Origin of the sequence: Aquabacterium sp. (assembly GCF_034003525.1) — a bacterium.
In the GTDB taxonomy this organism is placed as follows: Bacteria; Pseudomonadota; Gammaproteobacteria; order Burkholderiales; family Burkholderiaceae_C; genus Aquabacterium.
The window spans coordinates 1-22,412 of sequence record NZ_JAVEYN010000038.1 but is presented as its reverse complement, the minus strand read 5'-3'; the positions used below and the strand labels follow the sequence as shown (position 1 = coordinate 22,412).

The following is a 22,412-nucleotide window of genomic DNA, read 5'->3' as shown; positions in this document are numbered from 1 at the left end:
GCGCACCCGACGGCACGCCCACCATCGCCTACCTCTCGCAGGTCCAGTATGTGGACCACCAGCACCGGGCCACCACCTTCCAATTCTTCAACACGACCCGGCATACCATCCTGGCCAACCCGCACGCCGTGCTGAAGGTGGTCGACCCGTTCTCGGGGGCCAGCCATCGCCTGCATGTGCGCTACCTGCGCACCGAAACCAGCGGCCCGCTGTTCGAGAGCATGAAGGCCAAGCTGGCCGGCATCGCCTCACACACCGGCATGGCCGATGTCTTCCGCTTGCGCGGGGCCGACCTCTACCAGGTCGAACAGATCGACACGCACGCGTCGCAGCACCAGCCAGGCGTCCCAGTGGACGACGCGCTGCCCCGCTTGCGCCAGATGAGCACCCTGCTCGACGCCAGCCGAGACCTGGACGAGCTGCTGGACAACACCTTGTCGGCACTGCAGACCGTAGCCCAGATCGGTCACACCATGATCCTCAAGCTCGATGAGGCCGGCGAGCGGCTCTTCACGGTGGCCAGCCGCGGCTACCCGACCAGCGGCATCGGCTCCGAAATCCCGATGGGCCACGGCGTGATCGGGGTGGCCGCACGCGAGCGCACACCGATCCGCATCTCGCACATGACCAGCGAGTACACCTACGGCAAGGCTGTGCGCGACAGTGCCGAAGCGCTCGGGCTGCACCACCAACTGGAAACCGCCATCCCCATGCCCGGCCTGTCAGAAAGCCGCAGCCAGCTCGCCGTGCCCATCCTGGCGGGCGAGACCTTGTACGGCGTGCTCTATGTCGAAAGCCCCGAGGACCTGCGCTTCTCATACGACGACGAGGACATGCTGCAGATCCTGGCACACCAGTTCGGCTGGATGGCCCGCACCTTCGCCAGCGCCGCCGCGGTCGACCCCGTCTCGGACGACACGCCCCGTGTGTCCGCGCACCCACCCACGCCGGCATCGGCGTCCGACAAACCGGTACGTGTGCGCTATTTCAAGGCCGATCACAGCATCTTTCTGGACGAGGACTACCTCATCAAGGGTGTGGCCGGCGCCATCTTCTGGAAGCTCCTGCAGGTGATGCGGCACGAGGGCCGCGACCAGTTCACCAACCGCGAGCTGCGGCTGGCGCCCGATCTGGGCCTGCCCGACATCGCCGACAACCTCGAAGCGCGGCTCGTGCTGCTGCAACGCCGCCTGGCCGAGCGTACCGACTTCATCCGCATGCACAAGACCGGACGGGGACGCTTTCAGCTGCAGGTCTCACGGACCTTGATGACGCAGTTGGTTGAAGCCTGAGGCGCGGTGACCGGCGCCAGAAGTGCGGCCTTGAGCTTGAACCAGTCGCGCGAGGGCAGCAACGCATGGGCCGAGTCCAGCTGCGCCGCGAACACCTCAGACGGCACGCTCTGACGCATGCCTTGCAACATGTCCACGCGCTCGGCGTGCGACACACTCGGCAGTATCCAGCGCATGTGCACCGCCATCTCCTCGGGCGGGATGCTGGCCACCAGCGCGTCGTGCAGGGCCATCAGCTCCCCATCGCTGTGGTGCGCCCACAGCACGGCGTTGTGGGTCTGTTCCTCCAGCAGCATGTGGATGAGGTTGTCTGCCACGAACCGGCTCAAGGCGTGATACAGCTGCAGCCAGCGGGCCTCACGCTGCGCCGGTGAGGCCGCCTCCGTCTGCGCCAGCACCCCACGCAAGGCCGCGATCTCGGCCACGTGCTCGACATGCTCCGCCTCGGCCTGCCCGGCACTGCCGGGTGCGCGGCACTCCATCGCCGTGTGGACGAAGTGGTTCTCGTGCACCAGATGCTCGCCGCACAGATGCAACAGGATGCGGACCTGCTCGGCACTGTCGGCGCAATCTTGCGGATCGGCCGCATCGGTGTGCCCTACGCGCACCAGGGTGTCGGTCATGAAGGCGCGCAGGCCTTTGTGCACGGCCTGATAGAGATTGAAGCGCGTCGTGACGGGGACGGTCCCGCCGACGTCGGGATGATGAGAGTTCATGGTGGCTCTTCCTGTTTGACGCCCGGTGTCCACACCGGGCTGTTGTGGTGGACGGAAGCCACTGTAGGAAAACCAGGCTCACCCGTTTCGTAAATGCTCCTTCAGCATTTCTTAAAGGTCTCATATCCCCCCAAGAGGGGCCCCCTCGGACGGATCTCCGCGCCCTCCCCATGCAAAAAAGCCGCTGCCCCTTGCGGGACAGCGGCCTTCTGCTTGTCTCCTCGGTCGCCAGCCGGGGCCTTACCCCAGCCAGTCGCCTCAGTTATTTCTTCTCGTCGCGCAGTTCGCGACGCAGGATCTTGCCCACGTTGGTCTTGGGCAGGTCGGTGCGGAACTCGATGTACTTGGGGCACTTGTAGCCGGTCAGTTGCTCGTGGCAATAAGCCTTGAGCGCCTCTTCGGTCAGCGTCGTGTCCTTGCGCACCACGAACAACTTCACCGCTTCGCCAGCCTTGGCATCGGGCACGCCCACAGCCGCGCATTCCAACACGCCGGGATGCAGGTTGACCACCTGCTCGACTTCGTTCGGGTACACATTGAAGCCCGACACCAGGATCATGTCCTTCTTGCGGTCGACGATGCGGACCTGGCCACGCTCGTCCATGATGCCGATGTCACCGGTGCGGAAGAAGCCATCGGAGGTCATGACCTTCGCGGTTTCGTCGTCACGCTGCCAGTAGCCGGCCATCACCTGAGGCCCACGGATCGAGATTTCGCCCACGCCGCCGATGGGCAGGTGGTTGCCGTCGTCGTCGAGGATCGCGACTTCGGTCGACGGCAGGGGATAGCCAATCGAGCCGTTGAATTCGGTGTTGTCCAGGCGGTTGGCCGTGGCCACCGGAGAGGTTTCCGACAGACCGTAGCCTTCGACGATGGGGCAACCGGTGATCTTCTTCCAGGCTTCGGCCGTGGCCTGCTGCACGGCCATGCCGCCGCCCATCGACACCTTCAGCCCAGAGAAGTCGAGCTTGGCGAAATCGGGGTGGTTGGCCAGCGCATTGAACAGGGTGTTCACGGCGGGGAACTGGTTGACCTTGTAACCGCTGAGGGTCTTGATCACGGCCGGCAGGTCGCGCGGGTTCGGGATAAGGATGTTCATCGAGCCCAGGCGCGCACCCATGAAGTAGCACACCGTCAGCGAGAAGATGTGGTACAGCGGCAGGGCACACACGGCCACCAGCGGCGCACTGCCCAGCTTGCTCAATTCAGGCTTGAACCAGGCTTCGTTTTGCAGAATGTTGGCCACCACGTTGCGGTGCAGCAGCGTGGCACCCTTGGAGACGCCCGTCGTGCCGCCGGTGTACTGCAGGAAGGCCACGTCGGACAGCTTCAGGTCAGGACGGGTGTACTTCAGCGAACGCCCCTTGGAGATCACGTCCTTGAAGGTCGTCAGCGTGCATTTGGCATTGTTGGGCAGGCTGTAAGCCGGCACCATCTTCTTGACGTTGCGCACCACGAAGTTGACCAGCGTGCCCTTCAGGAAAGGCAGCATGTCGCCCATCGAGGCCAGCACGATGCGCTTGATCGGGGTGCGCGCCACGACTTCCTGCAGCGTGGTGGCGAAGTTCTCGAGGATGACGATGGCCTCGGCGCCAGAGTCCTTGAGCTGGTGCTCCAGTTCGCGCGGGGTGTAGAGCGGGTTGACGTTGACAACCACATAACCGGCACGCAGCACAGCGGCGAGGGCGACCACATACTGAGGCACGTTGGGCATCATCAGCGCCACACGGGCGCCCTTGGCCAGGCCCTGAGCCTGCAGCCAGGCGGCCATCGCGTTCGACATCTCATCGACCTGACGGAACGTCCAGTGCACGCCCATGAAAGCGGCCATGTCGCGCTGCGCGAACTGCTTGAACGACTGGTCCAGCAGGTCGGCCAACGATGAATATTCTTCGGGATTGATTTCGGCGGGCACGCCTGGTTCGTAGTGGGCAAGCCAGGGTTTGGTACTCGTCATCGTCGTCCTCTTGTCTGATCGGTTACGGCTCAATTCAATGCCAATGCAGCAGCCAGAGCAGCGGCTCCAGTGCTACATGAATTCTGCAACACACGGCCCCCAAGCACCCCCATCGCATGCCGCCACCGGCCTGCCTTTTTGGCTCCAAACCACCTGAACAGGTGACTTTTCGCCCCCATCAGCCGCGGGTTTACGCCAAGTCGCCGCATCCCACATCAAACTCAATTTGACTCACAATGTTTCCTGTTTGAATGATTCGCAAGGAAACTCAACCCATGGTTGACCGCGCCATAGACCATCCCCTGATGCCCAAGCGACGCTGGTTTCTGAAGACCGCCCTGGCCGTCGGCGCCGTGGGCGCCACCCTGGGCGGCCTGGTGTTCTGGCACCGCGGCCTGCGTGACGGCAAGCTCACCTCGCACGGTCGCGACGTGTGTCATGGCCTCGCGCGCGGCATCCTGGGCCCCATGCTGCCCAAGGATGCGGCGCTGCGCACCAAGATGCTGGAGGACCACGTTAACAACCTGGAAGACTTCATCCGCGGCACCCCGGCCGTGATGCAAATTCAGGTCAACGCTGTGCTCGGATTGCTGGGCAACGCCCCCACCCGCTACATGCTGACCGACCTGGGACGCTCCTGGCGCGACGCCAGCGATGCACAGATCGAGCGTGCGCTCGAGACCATGCGCATCAACCCCCTGCCCACCCAGCGCCTCACCTACCAGGTGGTGCGCGGCCTGACCTGCATGAGCTTCTTCACCCAAAGCGCCACCTGGCCCCTGACCGGCTACCCCGGCCCCCTCGACATATGAGCAAGCTTCCCGATCCCTTCCGCGAAGGCCTGGCCCGAGGCTGGAAAGCCACCCATGGCGAACAAGGTCTGCCCGCCCAGATTGACTGCGATGTCGCCATCATTGGCACGGGCGCCGGCGCCGGCATCACGGCCGAGCTGCTCACCCGCGCCGGACTGGACGTGGTCCTGATCGAAGAGGGCCCGCTGCGCACCAGCTCCGACTTCAACCAGAAGGAGTCCGACGCCTACCGCACCCTCTACCAGGAATCGGCCGCGCGCCGCACCATGGACGGTGCCATCAGCATCATGCAGGGGCGCTGCGTGGGCGGCACCACCGTGATCAACTGGACGAGCTCCTTCCGCACTCCGGACAGCACCTTGCGCCACTGGCAAGAGGTCTATGGCCTGCGCGACTTCACCACCGAGGCCATGGCCCCGTGGTTCGAGCAAGCCGAACGCCGGCTGAACATGACGCCGTGGACCATCCCGCCCAACCTCAACAACGAGGTGATCCGCAAAGGCGCCACGAAGCTCGGCATTTCCTCGGCGGTGATCCCGCGCAATGTGAAGGGCTGCTGGAACCTGGGCGCCTGCGGCCTGGGCTGCCCCACCAACGCCAAGCAGTCCATGCTGGTGACGTCCATCCCCACCGCGCTCAATGCGGGTGCCCGGCTGTTCTACCAGACCCGCGCCCACAAGCTCGACATCCAGAATGGCCAGGTGAAGGCGCTGCTGTGCGTGCCGATCCGCCTCAACGGCGACAAGGTGTCCGACCAGACCATGCGTGTGGTGGCACGGCACTATGTGGTGGCCGGTGGCGCCATCAACTCCCCCGCCCTGCTGCGCCGCTCCGACGCCCCCGACCCCCACGGGCTGCTGGGCGGGCGCACCTTCCTGCATCCGGTGAGCTTTTCGGCCGGCATCTTCGACGAACGGATCGAGGGCTGGCAAGGCGCCCCGCAATCACTGTACTCCGACCACTTCGTGCACGATGCGCCGCTGCAAGGCCCGATCGGCTTCAAGGTCGAGGCCGCGCCCCTGCATCCCGGCATGGCCTCCATCCTGATGGGCGGCCACGGCCAGCGCCTGATGACGCGCTTTCAGCAGTATCCGCACACGCAGATGATGTTGTCGCTGATGCGCGATGGCTTCCACCCCGAGTCGGTGGGCGGCAAGGTGCGCATGCACCTCGACGGCTCCCCTGTTTTGGACTACCCCTTGACCGACTACGTGCTCGACGGCTTCCGTCGCTCGATGCTGGCCATGGCCGAGATCCAGTTTGCGGCCGGGGCGAAGGTGGTGCGCCCCTTCCACGAACAGAGCGAGGACTACCGCAGCTGGGCCGCAGCCAAAGCCGCCATCGCCACCTTCGACATGAAACCCCTGCTGACCGGCGCCGGCAGCGCCCACGTCATGGGCGGGTGCGGCATGGCCGCCAGCGAGACGCAAGGCGTGGTGCGCCCGGACGGCGTCCACTGGCAACTCGACAACCTGTCGGTGCACGATGGCTCGGTCTTCCCGACCAGCATCGGCGCCAACCCGCAACTGTCGATCTATGGCATGGCCAACCGCCTGGCCACCCAACTGGCCAAGCGCCTGAGCGGCCAGGACGTGGTGCTGGCCTGAGCCCCCGAGGCAAATACGACAGCAATAAAAAAACCCCGCTTCGGCGGGGTTTTTTGTCGCGTCAGGGTGGCCTGAGGAGGCCACCCGAGCAGCGCAGCAATTACTTGGTGCGGGTGCCGACGACTTCGATTTCCACGCGACGGTTCTTGGCGCGACCTTCGGCAGACTTGTTGTCAGCCACGGGTTGCTTCTCGCCCTTGCCTTCGGTGTAGATCTTGGAGGCGTCAATGCCCTTGCCAGCCAGGTAGGACTTGACAGCTTCCGAACGCTTGACCGACAGCTTGTCGTTGTAGGCGTCAGAGCCGACGGAGTCGGTGTGACCGACAGCGATCACGACTTCCAGGTTCAGGCCCTTGACCTTCTCGGCCAGGTCGTCCAGCTTGGCCTTGCCTTCGGGCTTCAGGGCAGTCTTGTTGAAGTCGAAGAAGGCGTCAGCAGCGAAGCTCACCTTTTCGGTGGCGGGGGCAGCCGGAGCGGCGGGAGCAGCCACGGGAGCCGGAGCAGCGGCAGGAGCCGGAGCGGCAGCAGGAGCCGGAGCCACGGGAGCAGGCACGCCATCGCAACCTTGGACGCCGGTAGCCGGGGTCCAGGGGGTGTCACGCCAGCAGTACTCGTTCGTGCCGTTCTTCCACACGGTGCCGTCGGTGCCGCGCCAGTTGTCGACGGTTTGAGCGAAAGCACCACCGGCCAGGGCAGCAGTGGCGAACAGAGCAGCAACTTGATTGAGCTTGATCATGCGAGTCCTCATGAGATTAGACGCAGCGATTCACTGCGAAGCGCCCTGTTGGGCAACAGACCGAACCGATACGGTGCCGGCCGCCCGAGGCATGAACCAAGGGCACATTACGAAATCATTGTGCCATAGTGAATTTGACTGTTAAAGACAGAACATCTGGCAGGGATACCTCCGCCGGGATTGTTGCGCGACGGCGACATGATCGGCCAATTACAATGGTTCTTTCTGTGCTGCCCAGACAGCCCGTCTGGCCGGCACCCGTGGAAGTCCATGACGACCCGATGGCCACCTCCGTCCGGATGTCCCTTCTCACCGTGAAGCACGCATGACGCAATTCGCCAAGGAAACCCTGCCCATCAGCCTCGAAGAGGAGATGCGGCGCTCTTACCTCGATTACGCGATGAGCGTGATCGTGGGCCGGGCCCTGCCCGATGCCCGAGATGGCCTCAAGCCCGTTCACCGTCGCGTGCTGTTCGCGATGCACGAGCTCAACAACGACTGGAACCGCCCTTACAAGAAGTCGGCGCGTATCGTTGGCGACGTCATTGGTAAGTACCACCCGCACGGCGACTCGGCGGTGTACGACACCATCGTGCGCATGGCGCAAGACTTTTCGCTGCGCCACATGCTGGTCGATGGCCAGGGTAACTTCGGCTCGGTCGACGGCGACAGCGCCGCCGCCATGCGGTATACCGAAATCCGCTTGTCCAAGATCGCCCACGAAATGCTGGCCGATATCGACAAGGAAACCGTCAATTTCGGTCCCAACTACGACGGCTCGGAAAAAGAGCCGCTGGTGTTGCCGGCGCGCCTGCCCAACCTGCTGATCAACGGCTCGGCCGGTATCGCGGTGGGCATGGCCACCAACATCCCGCCGCACAACCTCAACGAGGTCGTCGACGCCTGCCTGCACTCGCTCAAGAACCCGGACTGCTCGATCGACGAGTTGATGGAGATCATCCCGGCGCCCGACTTCCCAACCGCCGGCATCATCTACGGCATGTCGGGCGTGCGCGATGGCTACCGCACCGGCCGCGGCCGCGTGGTCATGCGCGCCCGCGTGCACTTCGAGGACATCGGCAAGGGCGACCGCCAGGCAATCATCGTTGACGAGATCCCCTACCAGGTCAACAAGAAGACCCTGCTCGAGCGCATCGCCGAACTGGTCAACGAGAAGAAGATCGAGGGCATCAGCCACATCCAGGACGAGTCCGACAAGTCCGGCATGCGCGTGGTGATCGAACTCAAGCGCGGCGAAGTGCCCGAGGTCATCCTCAACAATCTGTACAAGCAGACCCAGTTGCAGGACACCTTCGGCATCAACATGGTGGCCCTGATCGACGGTCAGCCCAAGCTGTGCAACCTCAAGGACCTGATCACGGTCTTCCTGGAGCACCGCCGCGAGGTCATCACCCGCCGCACCGTGTTCGAGCTGCGCAAGGCGCGCGAACGTGGCCACGTGCTCGAAGGCCTGGCCGTGGCGCTGGCCAACATCGACGAGTTCATCGAGACCATCAAGACCTCGCCCACCCCGCCGGTGGCCAAAGCCGCGCTGATGAGCAAGAGCTGGGACTCGGGTCTGGTACGCGAGATGCTGTCTCGCACCGAAGGCGACGCCCAGCTGTACCGCCCGGAAGGCCTGCCACTGAGCTTCGGCATGCAGCCCGACGGTCTGTACCGCCTGTCCGAAGACCAGGCCGGCGAAATCCTGCAGATGCGTCTGCAACGCCTGACCGGGCTGGAGCAGGACAAGATCATCGGCGAGTACAAGGACGTCATGGCGCAGATCGCCGATCTGCTGGACATCCTGGCCAAGCCCGAGCGCGTGTCGGTCATCATCGGCGATGAGCTGTCGGCCATCCGCCAGGAGTTTGGCCAGACCAAGCTGGGCGCCCGCCGCTCGACCATCGAGCACAACGCGCAAGAGCTGGGCACCGAAGACCTGATCACGCCCACCGACATGGTGGTGACCATCTCGCACACCGGCTACATCAAGAGCCAACCGCTGAGCGAATACCGCTCGCAAAAGCGGGGCGGACGCGGCAAGCAGGCCACGGCGACAAAGGAAGACGACTGGATCGACCAGCTCTTCATCGCCAACACGCACGACTACATCCTGTGCTTCAGCAACCGCGGACGCGTCTACTGGATCAAGGTGTGGGAAGTGCCGCAAGGCTCGCGCAACTCGCGCGGCAAGCCCATGGTCAACATGTTCCCGCTGGAAAAGGACGAAAAGATCAACGTCGTCCTGCCGCTGACCGGCGAGTTCCGCAGCTTCCCTGAAGACCACTATGTGTTCATGGCCACCGCCATGGGCACGGTCAAGAAGACCCCGCTGACCGACTTCAGCAACCCTCGCAAGGCCGGCATCATCGCCGTGGGCCTGGATGAAGGCGACTACCTGATCGGCGCCGCCCTGACCGACGGCAAGCACGACGTGATGCTGTTCAGTGATGGCGGCAAGGCCGTGCGCTTTGACGAAGACGATGTGCGCCCCATGGGCCGCAGCGCCCGCGGCGTGCGCGGCATGATGCTGGAAGAAGGCCAATCGGTCATCGCCATGCTGGTGGCCGAAGACGAAACCCAGAGCGTGCTGACCGCCACCGAGAACGGTTACGGCAAGCGCACCTCCATCGTCGAGTACACCCGTCACGGCCGTGGCACCAAGGGCATGATCGCCATCCAGCAGTCCGAGCGCAACGGCAAGGTGGTCGCAGCCACCCTGGTGCGTCCGGAAGACGAGATCATGCTGATCACCGACAAGGGCGTGCTGGTGCGCACCCGTGTCGCCGAGATCCGCGAACTGGGCCGCGCCACGCAAGGCGTGACCCTGATCGCCCTCGATGAAGGTGCCAAGCTGATCGGCCTGCAGCGCATTGTTGAAAACGACGCGCAAGCCAGTGCCACCGACGCTGAGGATGGTGACGCGGACCATGCCGGCACCACCCCGGACGGAACCGAAAGCTGATCCGGCCACACCAAGGCTGACACCCCCTCCGCCTCAGGAGGGGTTCACACTTCTACCAAATTGCAAGGACACACGATGACGCTGAAGAAAACTGCATGGGCTGTGGCCGTGGCCACCACGCTGGCCGTGACCTCGCTGTCGGCCCACGCCGACAAGAAGGCCATCGTTCAGAAGATCCTGAGCTCGCAGCAAAGCGCGCTGGACGACATGTCGCGCAATGTGGCCGAACAGCCTGCCCGTCAACTGGCCGCCGGTGCGCGTCAGATCCTGATGCAGGCCGTGCCCGAAGACAAGCGTGAAGCCACTGCCAAGCAGGTCGACGCCGAGATCAAGAAGTACCTGGAAAGCGCCGTCCCTGCAGTGCGCGCCAGCGCCACCAAACTGAGCCCCACGGTGCTGGGCGCGATCTACGAAGAGAAATTCAGCGAGGACGAACTCAAGCAGTTGCAGGCCATGCTGGAGTCGCCCATCCTCAAGCGCTACCAGAGCATGTTGCCTGAGATGAGCAACGCCCTGCTGGAAAAGGTCGTCGCCGACGCCCGCCCCCAGGTCACGCCCAAGCTGCAGGCTGCCGAGACCAGCATCCGCGCGATCCTGGACAAGGCCTCCGGTGGCAAGCTGAGCCAGGGTGAAGCCAAGCCGGCCGCCAAGCCCGCTGCCAAGAAGTAAATTCCCCGGACGCCGGATGGATCCCTGCCAGCCCCCGGCGTCTTGAACTCCCGCCTGACGCACCGTTGGTGCCTGGATAGTGCCCATGACCCGCCCCTTCAATTTTTCAGCCGGCCCGGCCGCCCTGCCTGAAGAAGTCCTGCAACAGGCCGCCAGCGAGATGCTGGACTGGCATGGCTCGGGCATGGGCGTGATGGAGATGAGCCACCGCGGCAAGGAGTTCATCTCCATTGCCGAGCAGGCCGAGGCCGATCTGCGCGAGATCCTGTCGGTGCCCGCCACCCACAAGATCCTGTTCATGCAGGGCGGCGCCATCGCCGAGAACGCGATCGTGCCGATGAACCTGTCGCGCGGCGGCCGTGCCGATTACGTGATCACGGGTTCGTGGTCGGAAAAGTCGGCCAAGGAAGCGCACAAGTACTGCGAAGTGCACCTTGCCGCCAGCAATGCCGCCGATCACCACACCACCCTGCCCGACTACGGCAGCTGGAAGATCAGCGACAACGCCGCCTATGTGCACGTGTGCAGCAACGAGACCATCCACGGTGTCGAAATGCACGAGCTGCCCGACCTGGCAGCGCTGGGCACCCAGGCGCCGCTGGTGATCGACTGCTCCTCGCACATCGTCTCGCGCCCCATCGACTGGTCGCGCGTGGGCCTGGCCTACGCCGGCGCCCAGAAGAACATCGGCCCGGCCGGCCTGACCCTGGTCATCGTGCGCGAAGACCTGCTGGGTCATGCCCTGCCGATCACGCCCTCGGCCTTCGACTACAAGATCGTGGCCGACAACGGCTCGATGTACAACACGCCCGCCACCTACCCCTGGTACCTGGCCGGTCTGGTGTTCCAGTGGATCAAGCGTCAGCGCGAGGGCGAGCTCACCGGTCTGGCCGCCATCGAGGCCCGCAACATCGCCAAGGCCAAGCTGTTCTACGATTACGTCGATGCCTCGGGCTTCTACGTCAACAAGGTGGCCGGCAACTGCCGCTCGCGCATGAACATCCCCTTCTTCCTGCCGTCGGACGCGCTGAACGACGCTTTCCTGAGCGGCGCCAAGGAAGCCGGGCTGCTGCAACTGAAGGGCCACAAGAGCGTGGGCGGCATGCGCGCCTCCATCTACAACGCCATGCCCCTGGCTGGCGTTCAGGCCCTCGTGGACTACATGAAGACCTTTGCCGCACGCCATGGCTGATACCGCGCACTTCCAGCCCGACGATCGCCCGGTCGACGAACAGCTCGCCGACCTGCGCGTGCGCATCGACGCCGTCGACCGCCAGCTGCTCGACCTGATCAACCAGCGTGCCCGCCTCGCGCAGGCCGTGGGCGAGGTCAAGAAGATCGATGGCTCGCCCGTGTTCCGCCCCGACCGCGAAGCCCAGGTGATCGACCGCGTCAAGGCCCAGAACCCCGGCCCGGTGCGCGAAGACAGCCTGGCCCCGATCTGGCGCGAGATCATGTCGGCCTGCCGTGCCCTGGAGGCGCAACAGCGCGTGGCCTTCCTCGGCCCCGTCGGCACCTTCAGCGAGCAGGCCACACTCAACTACTTCGGCTCCTCCATCGACGCGCTGGCCTGCCCATCGGTCGACGAGGTGTTCCGCGCCACCATCGCAGGCTCGGCCGACTATGGCGTGGTCCCGGTCGAGAACTCGACCGAAGGCGTGGTGGCCCGCTCGCTCGATCTGCTGCTGGCCTCGCCGCTGACCATCGTCGGCGAAACCAGCCTGCTGGTGACCCACAACCTGCTGCGCAAAGAGCCTGCGCGTGCGGGCATCACCACCGTGTGCGCTCACCCGCAAGCCCTGGCGCAGTGCCACAACTGGCTGAGCCAGAACCTGCCGGACGCCGAACGCCGCCCGGTGTCGAGCAACGCCGAAGGCGCACGCCTGGCCGCTGAGGACCGCAGCATCGCGGCGCTGGCCAGCGAGCGTGCCGCCAGCCAGTATGGCCTGCATGTCGTGCAGGCGGCCGTGCAGGACGAGGCCCACAACCGCACCCGTTTCGTGATCGTGACCCGACCCGGCCCGCATGTGGGCGTGGCCCCGACCGGCCACGACTGCACCAGCCTGATCGTGGCGGTGGACAACCGCCCCGGTGCCGTGCACGACATGCTCGTGCCGCTCAAGCGCCACGGTGTGTCCATGACCCGTTTCGAGTCACGCCCTGCGCGCTCGGGCAACTGGGAATACGTGTTCTTCATCGACCTGGCCGGCCACCCGGCGCAGGACAATGTGGCCGCGGCCCTGCAGGAGCTGCGCGCCCAGTGTTCATTCTTCAAGGTGCTCGGCAGCTTCCCGCTGGACGTGCACTGAAATCCAAGGATCTTGCAGCATGTTCAACCAACTTGGCCTGATCGGCTGTGGCCTCATGGGGGGCTCGTTCGCCCTGGCCCTGAAAAAGGCCGGCCTGGTCAAGCGGGTCGTGGGCTACAGCAAATCGCCGTCCACCGTTGAAAAGGCCCGCCGCCTGGGCGTGATCGACGTCGCAGCCGAGTCGGCCCTGCTGGCGGTATCCGGCTCCGACATCGTGCTGATCGCCGTGCCAGTGGCCGCCAGTGAAGGCACGTTCAAGTCGATTCGCCACCTGGTCAACCCGGGCGTGCTGTTCATGGACGTGGGCTCGACCAAGCGCGATGTGGTCGATGCGGCCCGCCGCGTGTTGAAAGAGCGCCTGCCCTCCTTCGTGCCCGCTCACCCGATTGCCGGACGCGAAGTCGCCGGCATCGAACATGCCGACCCGACGCTGTACCAGGGTCGCAAGGTCATCCTGACGCCGCTGCACCAGACCGACCCGGTGCTGGTGCAAAAGGCCACCGATGTGTGGGCGGCCGTGGGCTGCCAGGTGCTCAAGATGAGCCCCGAGCACCACGACGCGGCCTTTGCCGCCGTGAGCCACCTGCCCCACCTGCTGGCCTTCGCCTACATGAACGCCATGGCCGAGCAACCCGCCGGGCAAGAGTACCTGTCGCTGGCCGGCCCCGGTTTCCGGGACTTCAGCCGGATTGCGGCGAGCGATCCCACCATCTGGCGCGACATCCTCTTGTCCAACCGTGAAGAGATCCTGCGGCAGTCCGAAGCCTTCCGCGGCGCCCTGGAGGAGCTGGAGCGCCAGATGCGCGACTGGAACGGCCCGGCCCTGGAAGCCCTGATCGACACCGCATCGGCCTCTCGCAGCCAGTGGCAACTGAATCCCAAATCCACGGTCTCGCGCCTCTGAGACCGGGCCCCGTCTGCTGACGGGCCACACGAGTTCCCTTTCGCATGTACACCACCGCCTTCCTCGACCTCCCTCCGCTGCTGTCTGCCGGCGGTACCGTGCGACTGCCCGGCTCCAAGAGCATCTCCAACCGGGTGCTGCTGCTGGCTGGGCTGAGCGAAGGCACGACCGTGGTCCACGACCTGCTGGCCTCGGACGACACCCATGTGATGCTCGAAGCCCTGCGCACGCTGGGTTGCGACCTGCAGCAAGACGGTGACACGGTGCACATCACCGGTCTGGGCGGCCAGCTGGCCGTGAAGGAAGCGGACCTGTTCCTGGGCAACGCCGGCACCGCGATGCGCCCGCTGACCGCGGCCCTGGCGCTGCTGTCGGCCACGCAAGGTGGCGTCTTCACCTTGTCGGGCGTGCCACGCATGCACGAGCGTCCGATTGGCGACCTGGTCGATGCCCTGCGTCCGCTGGGTTGCGCCATCGAGTGCACCGGCACCGAGGGCTACCCGCCGTTGCGTCTGGCCGGTGGTCAGCTGGCATTGTCGGCGCCCATCAAGGTGCGCGGCGACGTCTCCAGCCAGTTCCTGACCGCCCTGCTGCTGGCCCTGCCGCTGGTGTCGCAGCAACAGGCCCTGACCATCGAAGTGGTCGGCGAGCTCATTTCCAAGCCCTACATCGAGATCACGCTGAACCTGCTGGCCCGTTTCGGTATCCGGGTCGAGCGCCAGGGTTGGGAGCGTTTCATCATCCCGCAGGGCAGCCGCTATCAATCGCCCGGTGAGATCCACGTCGAAGCCGATGCCTCGTCGGCGTCCTACTTCATCGCCGCGGGTGCCATCGCCGGCATCGACACGCCGGTGCGCGTCGAGGGCGTGGGCGCCGCCTCCATCCAGGGCGACATCCGCTTCGTGGAGGCCGCGCAGGCCATGGGCGCCCAGATCACATCCGGCCCGAACTGGCTGGAGATCCGCCGTGGCACCTGGCCGCTGACCGCCGTGGACATGGACTGCAACCACATCCCGGATGCGGCCATGACCCTGGCCGTGATGGCCCTGTACGCCCAGGGTACGACCCGCCTGCGCAACATCGCCAGCTGGCGCGTGAAGGAAACCGACCGCATCGCCGCCATGGCCTGTGAGCTGCGCAAGCTGGGCGCCACCGTGGTCGAAGGCGAGGACTTCATTGAGGTGACGCCGCCAGCCAGCGGCGCCTGGCAGCACGCCAGCATCCACACCTACGACGACCACCGCATGGCCATGTGCTTCTCGCTGGCCGCCTTCAACCCGCTGGCGCCGACCGCGGTGGCGGGTAAGCCGGTGTCGGTGCGCATCGACGACCCGCGCTGCGTGGGCAAGACCTTCCCCGACTATTTCGAGTCGCTGTTCCAGGTGGCTCAGACCGACCCGGACCTGATCCCGGTGATCACGGTGGACGGCCCGACGGCCTCCGGCAAGGGCACCTTGGCCAGCGCGCTCGCCCACCGCCTGGGCTACAAGTTCCTGGACTCGGGCTCGCTGTACCGCATCACGGCCCTGCTGGCGCTCGAACAGCAGGTGAACCTGGACGACGCCGGCGCCCTGGAGGCCCTGGCCCGCCGGGTCGGCCACGACATCAGCCTGCGTTTCGACGGCGAGCACATCTGGGTGAATGACCGTGACGTCAGTGATGACTTGCGCCGCGAAGAGGTGGGGCAGACCGCCTCGCGTATTTCGGCGGTGCCCGGCCTGCGTCAGGCCCTGGTCGAGCTGCAAAAGGCCTTCCGCGGTCTGCCGGGCCTGGTGGCCGATGGCCGCGACATGGGCACAGTGATCTTCCCGGATGCCGCGCTCAAGGTGTTTCTGACCGCCACGGCCGCCGAGCGCGCCGAGCGGCGGCACCGTCAATTGATCCAAAAAGGTTTTTCTGCTAACCTAGAAGAGATTTGTGCAGATTTGGAGGCGCGCGACCTGCGGGATCGTACCCGTGCGGTGTCGCCTCTGGTGCCTGCTGCAGATGCCCGCAAGCTCGACAATTCCGCCCTCACCATTGAAGAATCGATGGACACAGTGCTGGGTTGGTGGGTGGAAGGCTGGCCTCACGTGATCGCCGGACATTGAGTTCGCGACGCGCAGCAGGCCGATACAAGGCTGTGACAGCCGGCCCTGACCGCCAGGCCAGGGCATGAGCAATCGGGGTCGACCCCTCGTCGACCTGACTGTCATGTTCTTCAACCCAACCCGCTCTGGTCGTTCCTGTCGATCCGAGCGTTTCCGCTGGTCTCAAGCCAGCACAGGAAATTCAATGTCTGAATCTTTTGCCGCCCTTTTTGAAGAGTCGTTGCAGCGCGCCAATATGCGCACCGGCGAAGTCATCACTGCTGAAGTGGTCGCCGTGGAACACAACTTCGTCGTGGTCAACGCCGGCCTGAAGTCCGAAGCGTATGTGCCCATCGACGAGTTCCGCAACGACACGGGCGAGATCGAAGTCCAAGTCGGTGACTTCGTGTCCGTGGCGGTTGACGCCATCGAAAACGGCTACGGCGACACCATCCTGTCGCGCGACAAGGCCAAGCGTCTGGCCTCGTGGCTGTCCCTGGAAACCGCTCTGGAGTCTGGCGACTTCGTGACCGGTACCGTCAATGGCAAGGTCAAGGGCGGTCTGACCGTTCTGGTCAACGGCATCCGTGCCTTCCTGCCTGGTTCGCTGCTCGATACGCGCCCTGTCAAGGACATGTCGCCGTTCGAAGGCAAGACCATGGAATTCAAGGTCATCAAGCTGGACCGCAAGCGCAACAACGTGGTGCTGTCGCGCCGCGCTGTGGTCGAAGCCTCGATGGGCGAAGAGCGCGCCAAGCTGATGGAAACCCTGCGCGAAGGCGCGATCGTCAATGGCGTGGTCAAGAACATCACCGAATACGGTGCGTTCGTGGACCTGGGCGGCATCGACGGCCTGCTGCACATCACCGACATGGCCTGGCGCCGTGTCCGTCACCCGTCCGAAGTGGTGACCGTGGGTCAAGAGCTGACCGCCAAGGTCCTGAAGTTCGACGCAGAAAAGAACCGCGTCTCGCTGGGCCTGAAGCAAATGGGCGACGATCCGTGGGTTGGCGTGTCGCGCCGTTACCCCGCTTCGACCCGCCTGTTCGGCAAGGTCACCAACATCGCTGACTACGGCGCGTTCGTTGAGATCGAACCCGGCATCGAAGGCCTGGTGCACGTCTCCGAAATGGACTGGACCAACAAGAACATCGCCCCCAACAAGATCGTCAACCTGGGCGACGAAGTGGAAGTCATGGTCCTGGAAATCGACGAAGACAAGCGTCGCATCTCCCTGGGCATGAAGCAGTGCAAGCCGAACCCATGGGACGACTTCGCTCAGAGCTTCAACCGCGGTGACAAGGTCAAGGGTCCCGTCAAGTCGATCACCGACTTCGGCGTGTTCGTGGGTCTGGCCGCCGGCATCGACGGTCTGGTTCACCTGTCCGACCTGTCGTGGAACGAGCCCGGCGAAGCCGCCGTGCGCAACTACAAGAAGGGCCAGGAAGTCGAAGCCATCGTTCTGGCCATCGACGTCGAGCGCGAGCGCATCTCCCTGGGCATCAAGCAGCTGGACAGCGATCCGTTCACCAACTTCACGACCCTGAACGACCGCGGCGCCACCGTCGCTGGCACCGTCAAGACCGTGGATGCCAAGGGTGCCGAGATCAACCTGGGTGACGACATCGTCGGTTACCTGCGCGCATCCGAAATCAGCCGTGACCGCGTCGAAGACGCACGCAACGTGCTGAAGGAAGGTGAAGAGATCACCGCCGTGATCATCAACATCGACCGCAAGACCCGCAACATCCAGCTGTCGATCAAGGCCAAGGACAACGCCGAGCAGCAAGAAGCTCTGCAGCGTCTGAGCAGCGAAACCAGCAAGGAAGGCTCCGGCACCACCAGCCTGGGCGCCCTCCTGAAGGCCAAGCTCGACCAGAACAACGGTTGATCCGTCTTCTGCGCACCACATCCCTGCCGGCTTCGGCCGACGGGGGTTGTGATGAGCGTGGTACAAAGCCCCAGGTCCTGGCCTTGCCAGGTCCGTGGGGCTTTTTGCTGATGCTCATCACAACCTCCCATCCTTCGCCTTCCTGACATGACCCGTTCCGACCTCGTGGCCCGCCTGGCCGAACGCTTTGGCCAGCTCACCCAGCGCGACGCCGAATTCGCCGTCAAGACCATCCTGGACGCCATGTCCGAGGCGCTCGCCAAGGGGCATCGCATCGAGATCCGCGGTTTTGGCAGCTTTTCGATCAGCCGGCGCCCGCCCCGCATGGGCCGCAACCCCCGCTCGGGCGAGCAGGTACTGATCCCCGAAAAGCTGGTGCCGCACTTCAAGCCAGGCAAGGCGCTGCGCGAAGGGGTCGACAAGGTGGATACTGTCACCGATGCTGCCTCGTCGGCAGCCGCTTCCCCTGACAACTCACACAGCTGACTCCCATGCGTACCTTGAACTGGTTGTGGCGCGGCCTCCTGTTCTTCGTTCTGTTCGCCTTTGCGCTGAACAACCAGCACACGGTGGACCTCAAGTGGTTCCTGGGCTACCAGTGGCAGGCCCCGATGGTGTTCATCGTGCTGGCCGCGTTCGCCCTGGGTTGTGCCACCGGCGTGCTGGCCATGGTGCCCAGCTGGTGGCGCCAGCGCCGTGAAGCTCGCCATCGTCTGCTGCTGCGTCCGTCGCCAGCACAGAACGAGGCCGGCACCGCCCCCGTCGTCGTGACGAACCACGGCGCCGCATCCGAGCTGACGCTGCCGCCCGAGCTGCCCTTCCCGCCCGACATGCCCGCGCCCCGCAAGCCGGCCAAGTAAGCCTTTCGCCTCTCGCCCATGGAATTCGATCTGTACTGGCTGCTGCTCGCCGCCCCGGTGGTGTTTTTGCTGGGTTGGGTGGCCTCCCGCCTTGACCTGCGCCAACTCAAGCGCGAAGACCAGGCCTCGCCCCAGGCATACTTCAAAGGGCTGAACCTGCTGCTCAACGAACAACAGGACAAGGCCATCGATGCCTTCATCGAGGCCGTGCAACACGACCCCGACACCACCGACCTGCACTTTGCGCTGGGCAATCTGTTCCGTCGCCGGGGCGAGTACGAGCGCGCCATCCGCATCCACCAGCACCTGCTGGCACGCGGCGATCTGAAACGCGAAGAACGTGAGCGTGCCCAGCACGCACTGGCGCACGATTTCATGAAGGCCGGCCTGTTCGACCGGGCCGAAGAGGCGTTCAAGGCCCTGGAAGGAACCGCCTTCAGCACCGATGCCCGACTGGCCCTGCTGTCACTGTACGAGCGCTCCCGCAACTGGCACCCGGCCATCGAGGTGGCTCGCCAGCTCGAAGCCACCGGCACCGGCTCGTTCTCACAGCGCAGCGCGCACCACTGGTGCGAGGTCGCGCAAGAGGCCGATGCGCGCGGTCGGCCAGACGAAGCCGAGCAGGCCCTGGCCCGTGCCCGGGAAGCGGCCCCTCAGGCCGCGCGGCCCCTGGTGCTGCAAGGACAGCGTCTGGTCCGTCAAGGGCGACATGCCGAGGCCTTGCGGATCTGGGATGAGCTGATGTTCAAACAGCCCCAGTCCTTTGCCCTGATTGCCATGGACTATGCACGCAGTGCGCAGGCCTGCGGCGAGACCGCGGAGGCGCTCAGCAAGCTGCAATCGGTGTACAGCCAGGCCCCGACCATGGATGTGCTCACGGCCATCGGCACGCTGCAACCCGATGCAGCAGAGCGGCGCGAGGCCATCATGGCCCACCTGCGTCAGCAGCCTACGCTGTCGGCGGCCCAGAGTCTGATCCGCGAGCGTCTGGTCAGCCATGTGCCGCTGGACGAGCCCGAGGTCGAGGTGCTGCAAAAAGCGCTGACCAGCGCGGCCAAGCCGCTGCAGCGCTATCGCTGCGCGGCCTGTGGCTTCGAGAGTCAGCATTACTTCTGGCAATGCCCAGGCTGCCAGACCTGGGACAGCTACCCGCCCCGGCGCCTCGAAGATCAGTGAGACATGCCGTGGTGGTGGTGACCGCCTGAGCCGGGTTGCATCGGCGCTGGGGTACCCGCACCGTTGGCCGGCATCATCATGTGGGCCCGCACAGGCACGTTGACGGTTTGCGTCACGGCCTGGCCGTCTGCCGTGCGCAGTTTCAGCGTCAGCGAGAGCACGTCCCCCGCCTTCAGGCTCTCCTGGAGCTGGGTCAGCATCAGGTGATGGCCACCCGGACGCAGCACCACGGCCTGACCGGCGGGCAGCGCCAGCGATGAGATGGCCCGCATGCGCATGACTTGACCGTCCATGGTCATCTCGTGCAGCTCCGGTACGCCTGCGCGCGTCATGCTGAAGCCTTCGAGGGTGAGTGCCTGACGTGCCGTGAGCACCATGAAACCGCCGGTGGCCGTTTGCCCCGGGACCATCGGGCGCACCCAGGCTGAATCCACCTGCACCCAGGGTGCCGCCGCCGGTGCCGTGGCGGCCTTCTTGCCCGCCGTGTCAGCCGGACCGGCCGCGTGCGTCACGCCGCCAGCGATGGAGAGAGACAGCGCCAGCGTGGTGAAGGCAGCGCGAGACAGCAGACGAGTGGAACGAGACATTCAGAGTTCTCCAGCGGTTTGGGATGAAGTTTGAGTCTAGTCCGGAAGCGGCGTGGATGTCTTGATCGGCCGCACGCTTCACGTCGGCGACAGGGCCCGCCGGTACTGGATGGCCTCGGCCATGTGGGCGGAGGCGATCTGCTCGGCTTCGGCCAGGTCGGCGATGGTGCGCGCGAGCTTGAGCACGCGGTGGTAGGCACGGCCGGACCAGCCCAGGCGCGCGCAGGCGGACTGCAGGAAGACCTGTGCGGCGGGCTCGGGGGCCGCATGCTGTTCCAGGGCGGCCCCTTCCAGCTCGGCATTGAGTCGCCCTTGGCGGGCCCGCTGCCGCGCCCGGGCCGCGACGACGCGCCGGGCCACCTCGTCGGATGAGGCCCCTTCGGGGCTACGCGCCAGCACCTCGGGCGCCATGGCCGGCACCTCGACCTGCACGTCGATGCGGTCCAGCAGCGGTCCGCTGAGCCGCCCCTGGTAACGGGCAACCTGGTCGGGCGTGCAGCGGCAGGCCTTGAGCGGGTTGCCGAAGTGTCCGCAGGGACAGGGGTTCATGGCGGCAATCAGCTGAAAACGCGCTGGGAAATCGTGGCGGCGTGCCGCCCGCGAGATGGTGATCTGGCCGGTTTCGAGGGGCTCGCGCAGCGCTTCGAGGGCGGCACGGGGGAACTCGGGCAGTTCATCGAGGAACAGGACCCCATGGTGCGCCAGGGAGATTTCGCCAGGACGTGGGGGCGAGCCGCCCCCGACCAGCGCGACGGGCGAGGCTGTGTGGTGCGGGCTGCGCACCGTGCGGCGGCGCCACAACTGGGCATCGAAGTGCCCCGCCAGGCTGAGCACAGCGGCTGACTCCAGGGCTTCGGCAGGCGCAAGTTCGGGCAGCAGGCCGGCAAAGCGCTGCGCGAGCATGGACTTGCCACTGCCTGGAGGGCCCATCATCAGGACCGAATGGGCACCCGCCGCAGCGATTTCGAGGGCGCGCTTGGCGGCGGACTGGCCCTTGACTTCGCGCAGGTCTGGCAAGCCACGCGGAGCATGCTCGGGTTCACGAGGCACCGACTGGGTGCGCACCAAGGTGGCGCCAGACCCCTGCCCTGCCGGGCGCAGCGCCTCGACCACATCCATCAGGTGACGGGCACCGTACAAGCGCGCCCCTTCGACCAGGGCGGCTTCGTCGGCGCTGGCCTGCGGCAGGACCAGGCCACGCGCCCGACCGCCCTCGGCCGAACGCAACAGCGCCAGGGCCATGGGCAAGGCCCCACGCACCGGTCTCAGCTCACCGCCCAACGACAGTTCACCGGCAAACTCCAGGTCCCCCAGACGTTCAGGGTCGATGTGGCCCATCGCGGCCAGGATGCCGAGTATTTTCAAAAATTGATCACGCACAACAAAAATTGCGTGTGCACAAACGCACCAGATAAATCAATAACTTAGCTGTGGCTTTTTCTGAGTTGAGGACTTCATCGCACAACTTCGGACTTGGTCGCTTGTCTCCAAGCGCGAGTTCGACTGGTCAGGAATTGGACGTAGCCGCTGAATGGCAGCAGACAGTTCGCCGTTAGCCTGCTTCAGGCTGTGAGCAGTCGGTCGCATCTATCCAGCTAAGGGCGGTTATCGATCCATCCGCGACATTCGTCTGGTTCGATTCCGCGCCGGTAACCTGACATTCACGAAGCCAGTTGCGGCCATCAAAGTCTTACCCAACGTAGTAGTTGACCTTGGTGATATGGGGCGCCGGAGTATGCGTCCGGCGAACACATGTTGACGCGCAGTCAACACGCCGGATTCAGCTTCTCGCGGGCACCCAGCGATGCGGCAGCAACTCGCTAATCTGACTGGCCTTGTGCGTGGGCAGGCGTTGCAGC

General features: G+C 65.1%; 18 protein-coding genes. 13 read left to right on the top strand and 5 right to left on the bottom strand.

From position 1 onward, the window contains the following. Positions 1-1,292, top strand: a 1,292-nt coding sequence (locus RBT42_RS15430) for a GAF domain-containing protein (RefSeq protein ID WP_320366720.1), incomplete at its 5' end; no start/stop codon positions are given. Here RBT42_RS15430 and RBT42_RS15425 read toward each other — a convergent pair. Both RBT42_RS15425 and RBT42_RS15420 read right to left on the bottom strand, forming a co-directional pair. Beyond that, positions 1,244-2,008 (bottom strand): hypothetical protein, encoded by a 765-nt coding sequence (locus RBT42_RS15425; RefSeq protein ID WP_320366718.1) that lies wholly within the window; start codon positions 2,006-2,008, stop codon positions 1,244-1,246. The genes RBT42_RS15430 and RBT42_RS15425 overlap by 49 nt on opposite strands. Before the next feature lie 262 nt (positions 2,009-2,270). Next, positions 2,271-3,965: a long-chain-fatty-acid--CoA ligase gene (locus RBT42_RS15420; protein WP_320366716.1), complete on the bottom strand. Its 1,695-nt coding sequence runs from the start codon at positions 3,963-3,965 to the stop codon at positions 2,271-2,273. Between the two features lie 275 nt (positions 3,966-4,240). Between RBT42_RS15420 and RBT42_RS15415 the strand changes: the two genes are divergently transcribed. After that, on the top strand, positions 4,241-4,777 hold the full coding sequence (locus tag RBT42_RS15415; RefSeq protein ID WP_320366714.1) for a twin-arginine translocation signal domain-containing protein: 537 nt from the start codon (positions 4,241-4,243) through the stop codon (positions 4,775-4,777). Next, positions 4,774-6,384 (top strand): GMC family oxidoreductase, encoded by a 1,611-nt coding sequence (locus RBT42_RS15410; protein ID WP_320366712.1) that lies wholly within the window; start codon positions 4,774-4,776, stop codon positions 6,382-6,384. The genes RBT42_RS15415 and RBT42_RS15410 overlap by 4 nt, the downstream gene beginning before the upstream one ends. A 100-nt stretch (positions 6,385-6,484) precedes the next feature. Here RBT42_RS15410 and ompA read toward each other — a convergent pair whose 3' ends face one another. Further along, entirely contained in the window at positions 6,485-7,120 is a 636-nt protein-coding gene (gene ompA / locus RBT42_RS15405; protein ID WP_320366709.1) for an outer membrane protein OmpA, read from the bottom strand. Positions 7,121-7,445: 325 nt separating this feature from the next. Here ompA and gyrA point away from each other — a divergent pair, with 325 nt between their 5' ends. From gyrA to lapB, 10 genes are all read left to right on the top strand, one after another. Beyond that, on the top strand, positions 7,446-10,088 hold the full coding sequence (gene gyrA / locus RBT42_RS15400; RefSeq protein ID WP_320366708.1) for a DNA gyrase subunit A: 2,643 nt from the start codon (positions 7,446-7,448) through the stop codon (positions 10,086-10,088). A 75-nt stretch (positions 10,089-10,163) separates the two neighbouring features. Next, on the top strand, positions 10,164-10,757 hold the full coding sequence (locus tag RBT42_RS15395) for a hypothetical protein (RefSeq protein WP_320366706.1): 594 nt from the start codon (positions 10,164-10,166) through the stop codon (positions 10,755-10,757). Between the two features lie 85 nt (positions 10,758-10,842). Further along, positions 10,843-11,949, top strand: coding sequence for a 3-phosphoserine/phosphohydroxythreonine transaminase (gene serC / locus RBT42_RS15390; protein WP_320366704.1), 1,107 nt, complete (start codon positions 10,843-10,845; stop codon positions 11,947-11,949). Beyond that, positions 11,942-13,066: a prephenate dehydratase gene (gene pheA / locus RBT42_RS15385; RefSeq protein ID WP_320366701.1), complete on the top strand. Its 1,125-nt coding sequence runs from the start codon at positions 11,942-11,944 to the stop codon at positions 13,064-13,066. Before serC ends, pheA begins: the two co-directional genes overlap by 8 nt. Positions 13,067-13,085: 19 nt before the next feature. Next, positions 13,086-13,970, top strand: a complete 885-nt coding sequence (locus RBT42_RS15380; RefSeq protein ID WP_320366699.1) for a prephenate dehydrogenase — start codon at positions 13,086-13,088, stop codon at positions 13,968-13,970. A 44-nt stretch (positions 13,971-14,014) separates the two neighbouring features. Further along, on the top strand, positions 14,015-16,060 hold the full coding sequence (locus tag RBT42_RS15375; protein WP_320366697.1) for a bifunctional 3-phosphoshikimate 1-carboxyvinyltransferase/cytidylate kinase: 2,046 nt from the start codon (positions 14,015-14,017) through the stop codon (positions 16,058-16,060). 64 nt (positions 16,061-16,124) lie between these two features. Then, positions 16,125-17,930, top strand: a complete 1,806-nt coding sequence (gene rpsA, locus RBT42_RS15370; RefSeq protein WP_413785910.1) for a 30S ribosomal protein S1 — start codon at positions 16,125-16,127, stop codon at positions 17,928-17,930. 147 nt (positions 17,931-18,077) lie between these two features. Further along, positions 18,078-18,416, top strand: a complete 339-nt coding sequence (locus RBT42_RS15365; protein ID WP_320366693.1) for an integration host factor subunit beta — start codon at positions 18,078-18,080, stop codon at positions 18,414-18,416. Between the two features lie 5 nt (positions 18,417-18,421). Next, complete coding sequence (locus RBT42_RS15360) at positions 18,422-18,790, top strand: LapA family protein (protein ID WP_320366690.1); 369 nt, start codon at positions 18,422-18,424, stop codon at positions 18,788-18,790. Between the two features lie 18 nt (positions 18,791-18,808). Further along, positions 18,809-19,966 (top strand): lipopolysaccharide assembly protein LapB, encoded by a 1,158-nt coding sequence (gene lapB / locus RBT42_RS15355; protein WP_320366687.1) that lies wholly within the window; start codon positions 18,809-18,811, stop codon positions 19,964-19,966. Here the strand turns inward: lapB and RBT42_RS15350 are convergent. Together RBT42_RS15350 and RBT42_RS15345 are read right to left on the bottom strand one after the other, a co-directional pair. Beyond that, positions 19,960-20,553 carry a copper chaperone PCu(A)C gene (locus tag RBT42_RS15350; RefSeq protein WP_320366685.1) on the bottom strand — a complete coding sequence of 198 codons (594 nt, stop codon included), beginning with the start codon at positions 20,551-20,553 and terminating at the stop codon, positions 19,960-19,962. The genes lapB and RBT42_RS15350 overlap by 7 nt on opposite strands. Positions 20,554-20,631: 78 nt before the next feature. Next, the gene (locus RBT42_RS15345) at positions 20,632-21,933 is read right to left on the bottom strand and encodes a YifB family Mg chelatase-like AAA ATPase (RefSeq protein WP_320366682.1); all 1,302 of its coding nucleotides are present in this window, start codon (positions 21,931-21,933) and stop codon (positions 20,632-20,634) included. Positions 21,934-22,412: the final 479 nt, after the last annotated feature.

Excerpts from the sequence above, each read along its gene's own strand:
- gyrA (WP_320366708.1), top strand. The coding sequence starts at position 7,446 with ATGACGCAATTCGCCAAGGAAACCCTGCCCATCAGCCTCGAAGAGGAG.
- RBT42_RS15410 (WP_320366712.1), top strand. The coding sequence starts at position 4,774 with ATGAGCAAGCTTCCCGATCCCTTCCGCGAAGGCCTGGCCCGAGGCTGG.
- RBT42_RS15380 (WP_320366699.1), top strand. The coding sequence starts at position 13,086 with ATGTTCAACCAACTTGGCCTGATCGGCTGTGGCCTCATGGGGGGCTCG.
- ompA (WP_320366709.1), bottom strand. The coding sequence starts at position 7,120 with ATGATCAAGCTCAATCAAGTTGCTGCTCTGTTCGCCACTGCTGCCCTG.
- serC (WP_320366704.1), top strand. The coding sequence starts at position 10,843 with ATGACCCGCCCCTTCAATTTTTCAGCCGGCCCGGCCGCCCTGCCTGAA.
- RBT42_RS15420 (WP_320366716.1), bottom strand. The coding sequence starts at position 3,965 with ATGACGAGTACCAAACCCTGGCTTGCCCACTACGAACCAGGCGTGCCC.
- pheA (WP_320366701.1), top strand. The coding sequence starts at position 11,942 with ATGGCTGATACCGCGCACTTCCAGCCCGACGATCGCCCGGTCGACGAA.
- RBT42_RS15395 (WP_320366706.1), top strand. The coding sequence starts at position 10,164 with ATGACGCTGAAGAAAACTGCATGGGCTGTGGCCGTGGCCACCACGCTG.
- RBT42_RS15365 (WP_320366693.1), top strand. The coding sequence starts at position 18,078 with ATGACCCGTTCCGACCTCGTGGCCCGCCTGGCCGAACGCTTTGGCCAG.
- RBT42_RS15415 (WP_320366714.1), top strand. The coding sequence starts at position 4,241 with ATGGTTGACCGCGCCATAGACCATCCCCTGATGCCCAAGCGACGCTGG.
- RBT42_RS15360 (WP_320366690.1), top strand. The coding sequence starts at position 18,422 with ATGCGTACCTTGAACTGGTTGTGGCGCGGCCTCCTGTTCTTCGTTCTG.
- lapB (WP_320366687.1), top strand. The coding sequence starts at position 18,809 with ATGGAATTCGATCTGTACTGGCTGCTGCTCGCCGCCCCGGTGGTGTTT.
- RBT42_RS15375 (WP_320366697.1), top strand. The coding sequence starts at position 14,015 with ATGTACACCACCGCCTTCCTCGACCTCCCTCCGCTGCTGTCTGCCGGC.
- RBT42_RS15425 (WP_320366718.1), bottom strand. The coding sequence starts at position 2,008 with ATGAACTCTCATCATCCCGACGTCGGCGGGACCGTCCCCGTCACGACG.
- rpsA (WP_413785910.1), top strand. The coding sequence starts at position 16,125 with ATGAGCAATCGGGGTCGACCCCTCGTCGACCTGACTGTCATGTTCTTC.
- RBT42_RS15350 (WP_320366685.1), bottom strand. The coding sequence starts at position 20,553 with ATGTCTCGTTCCACTCGTCTGCTGTCTCGCGCTGCCTTCACCACGCTG.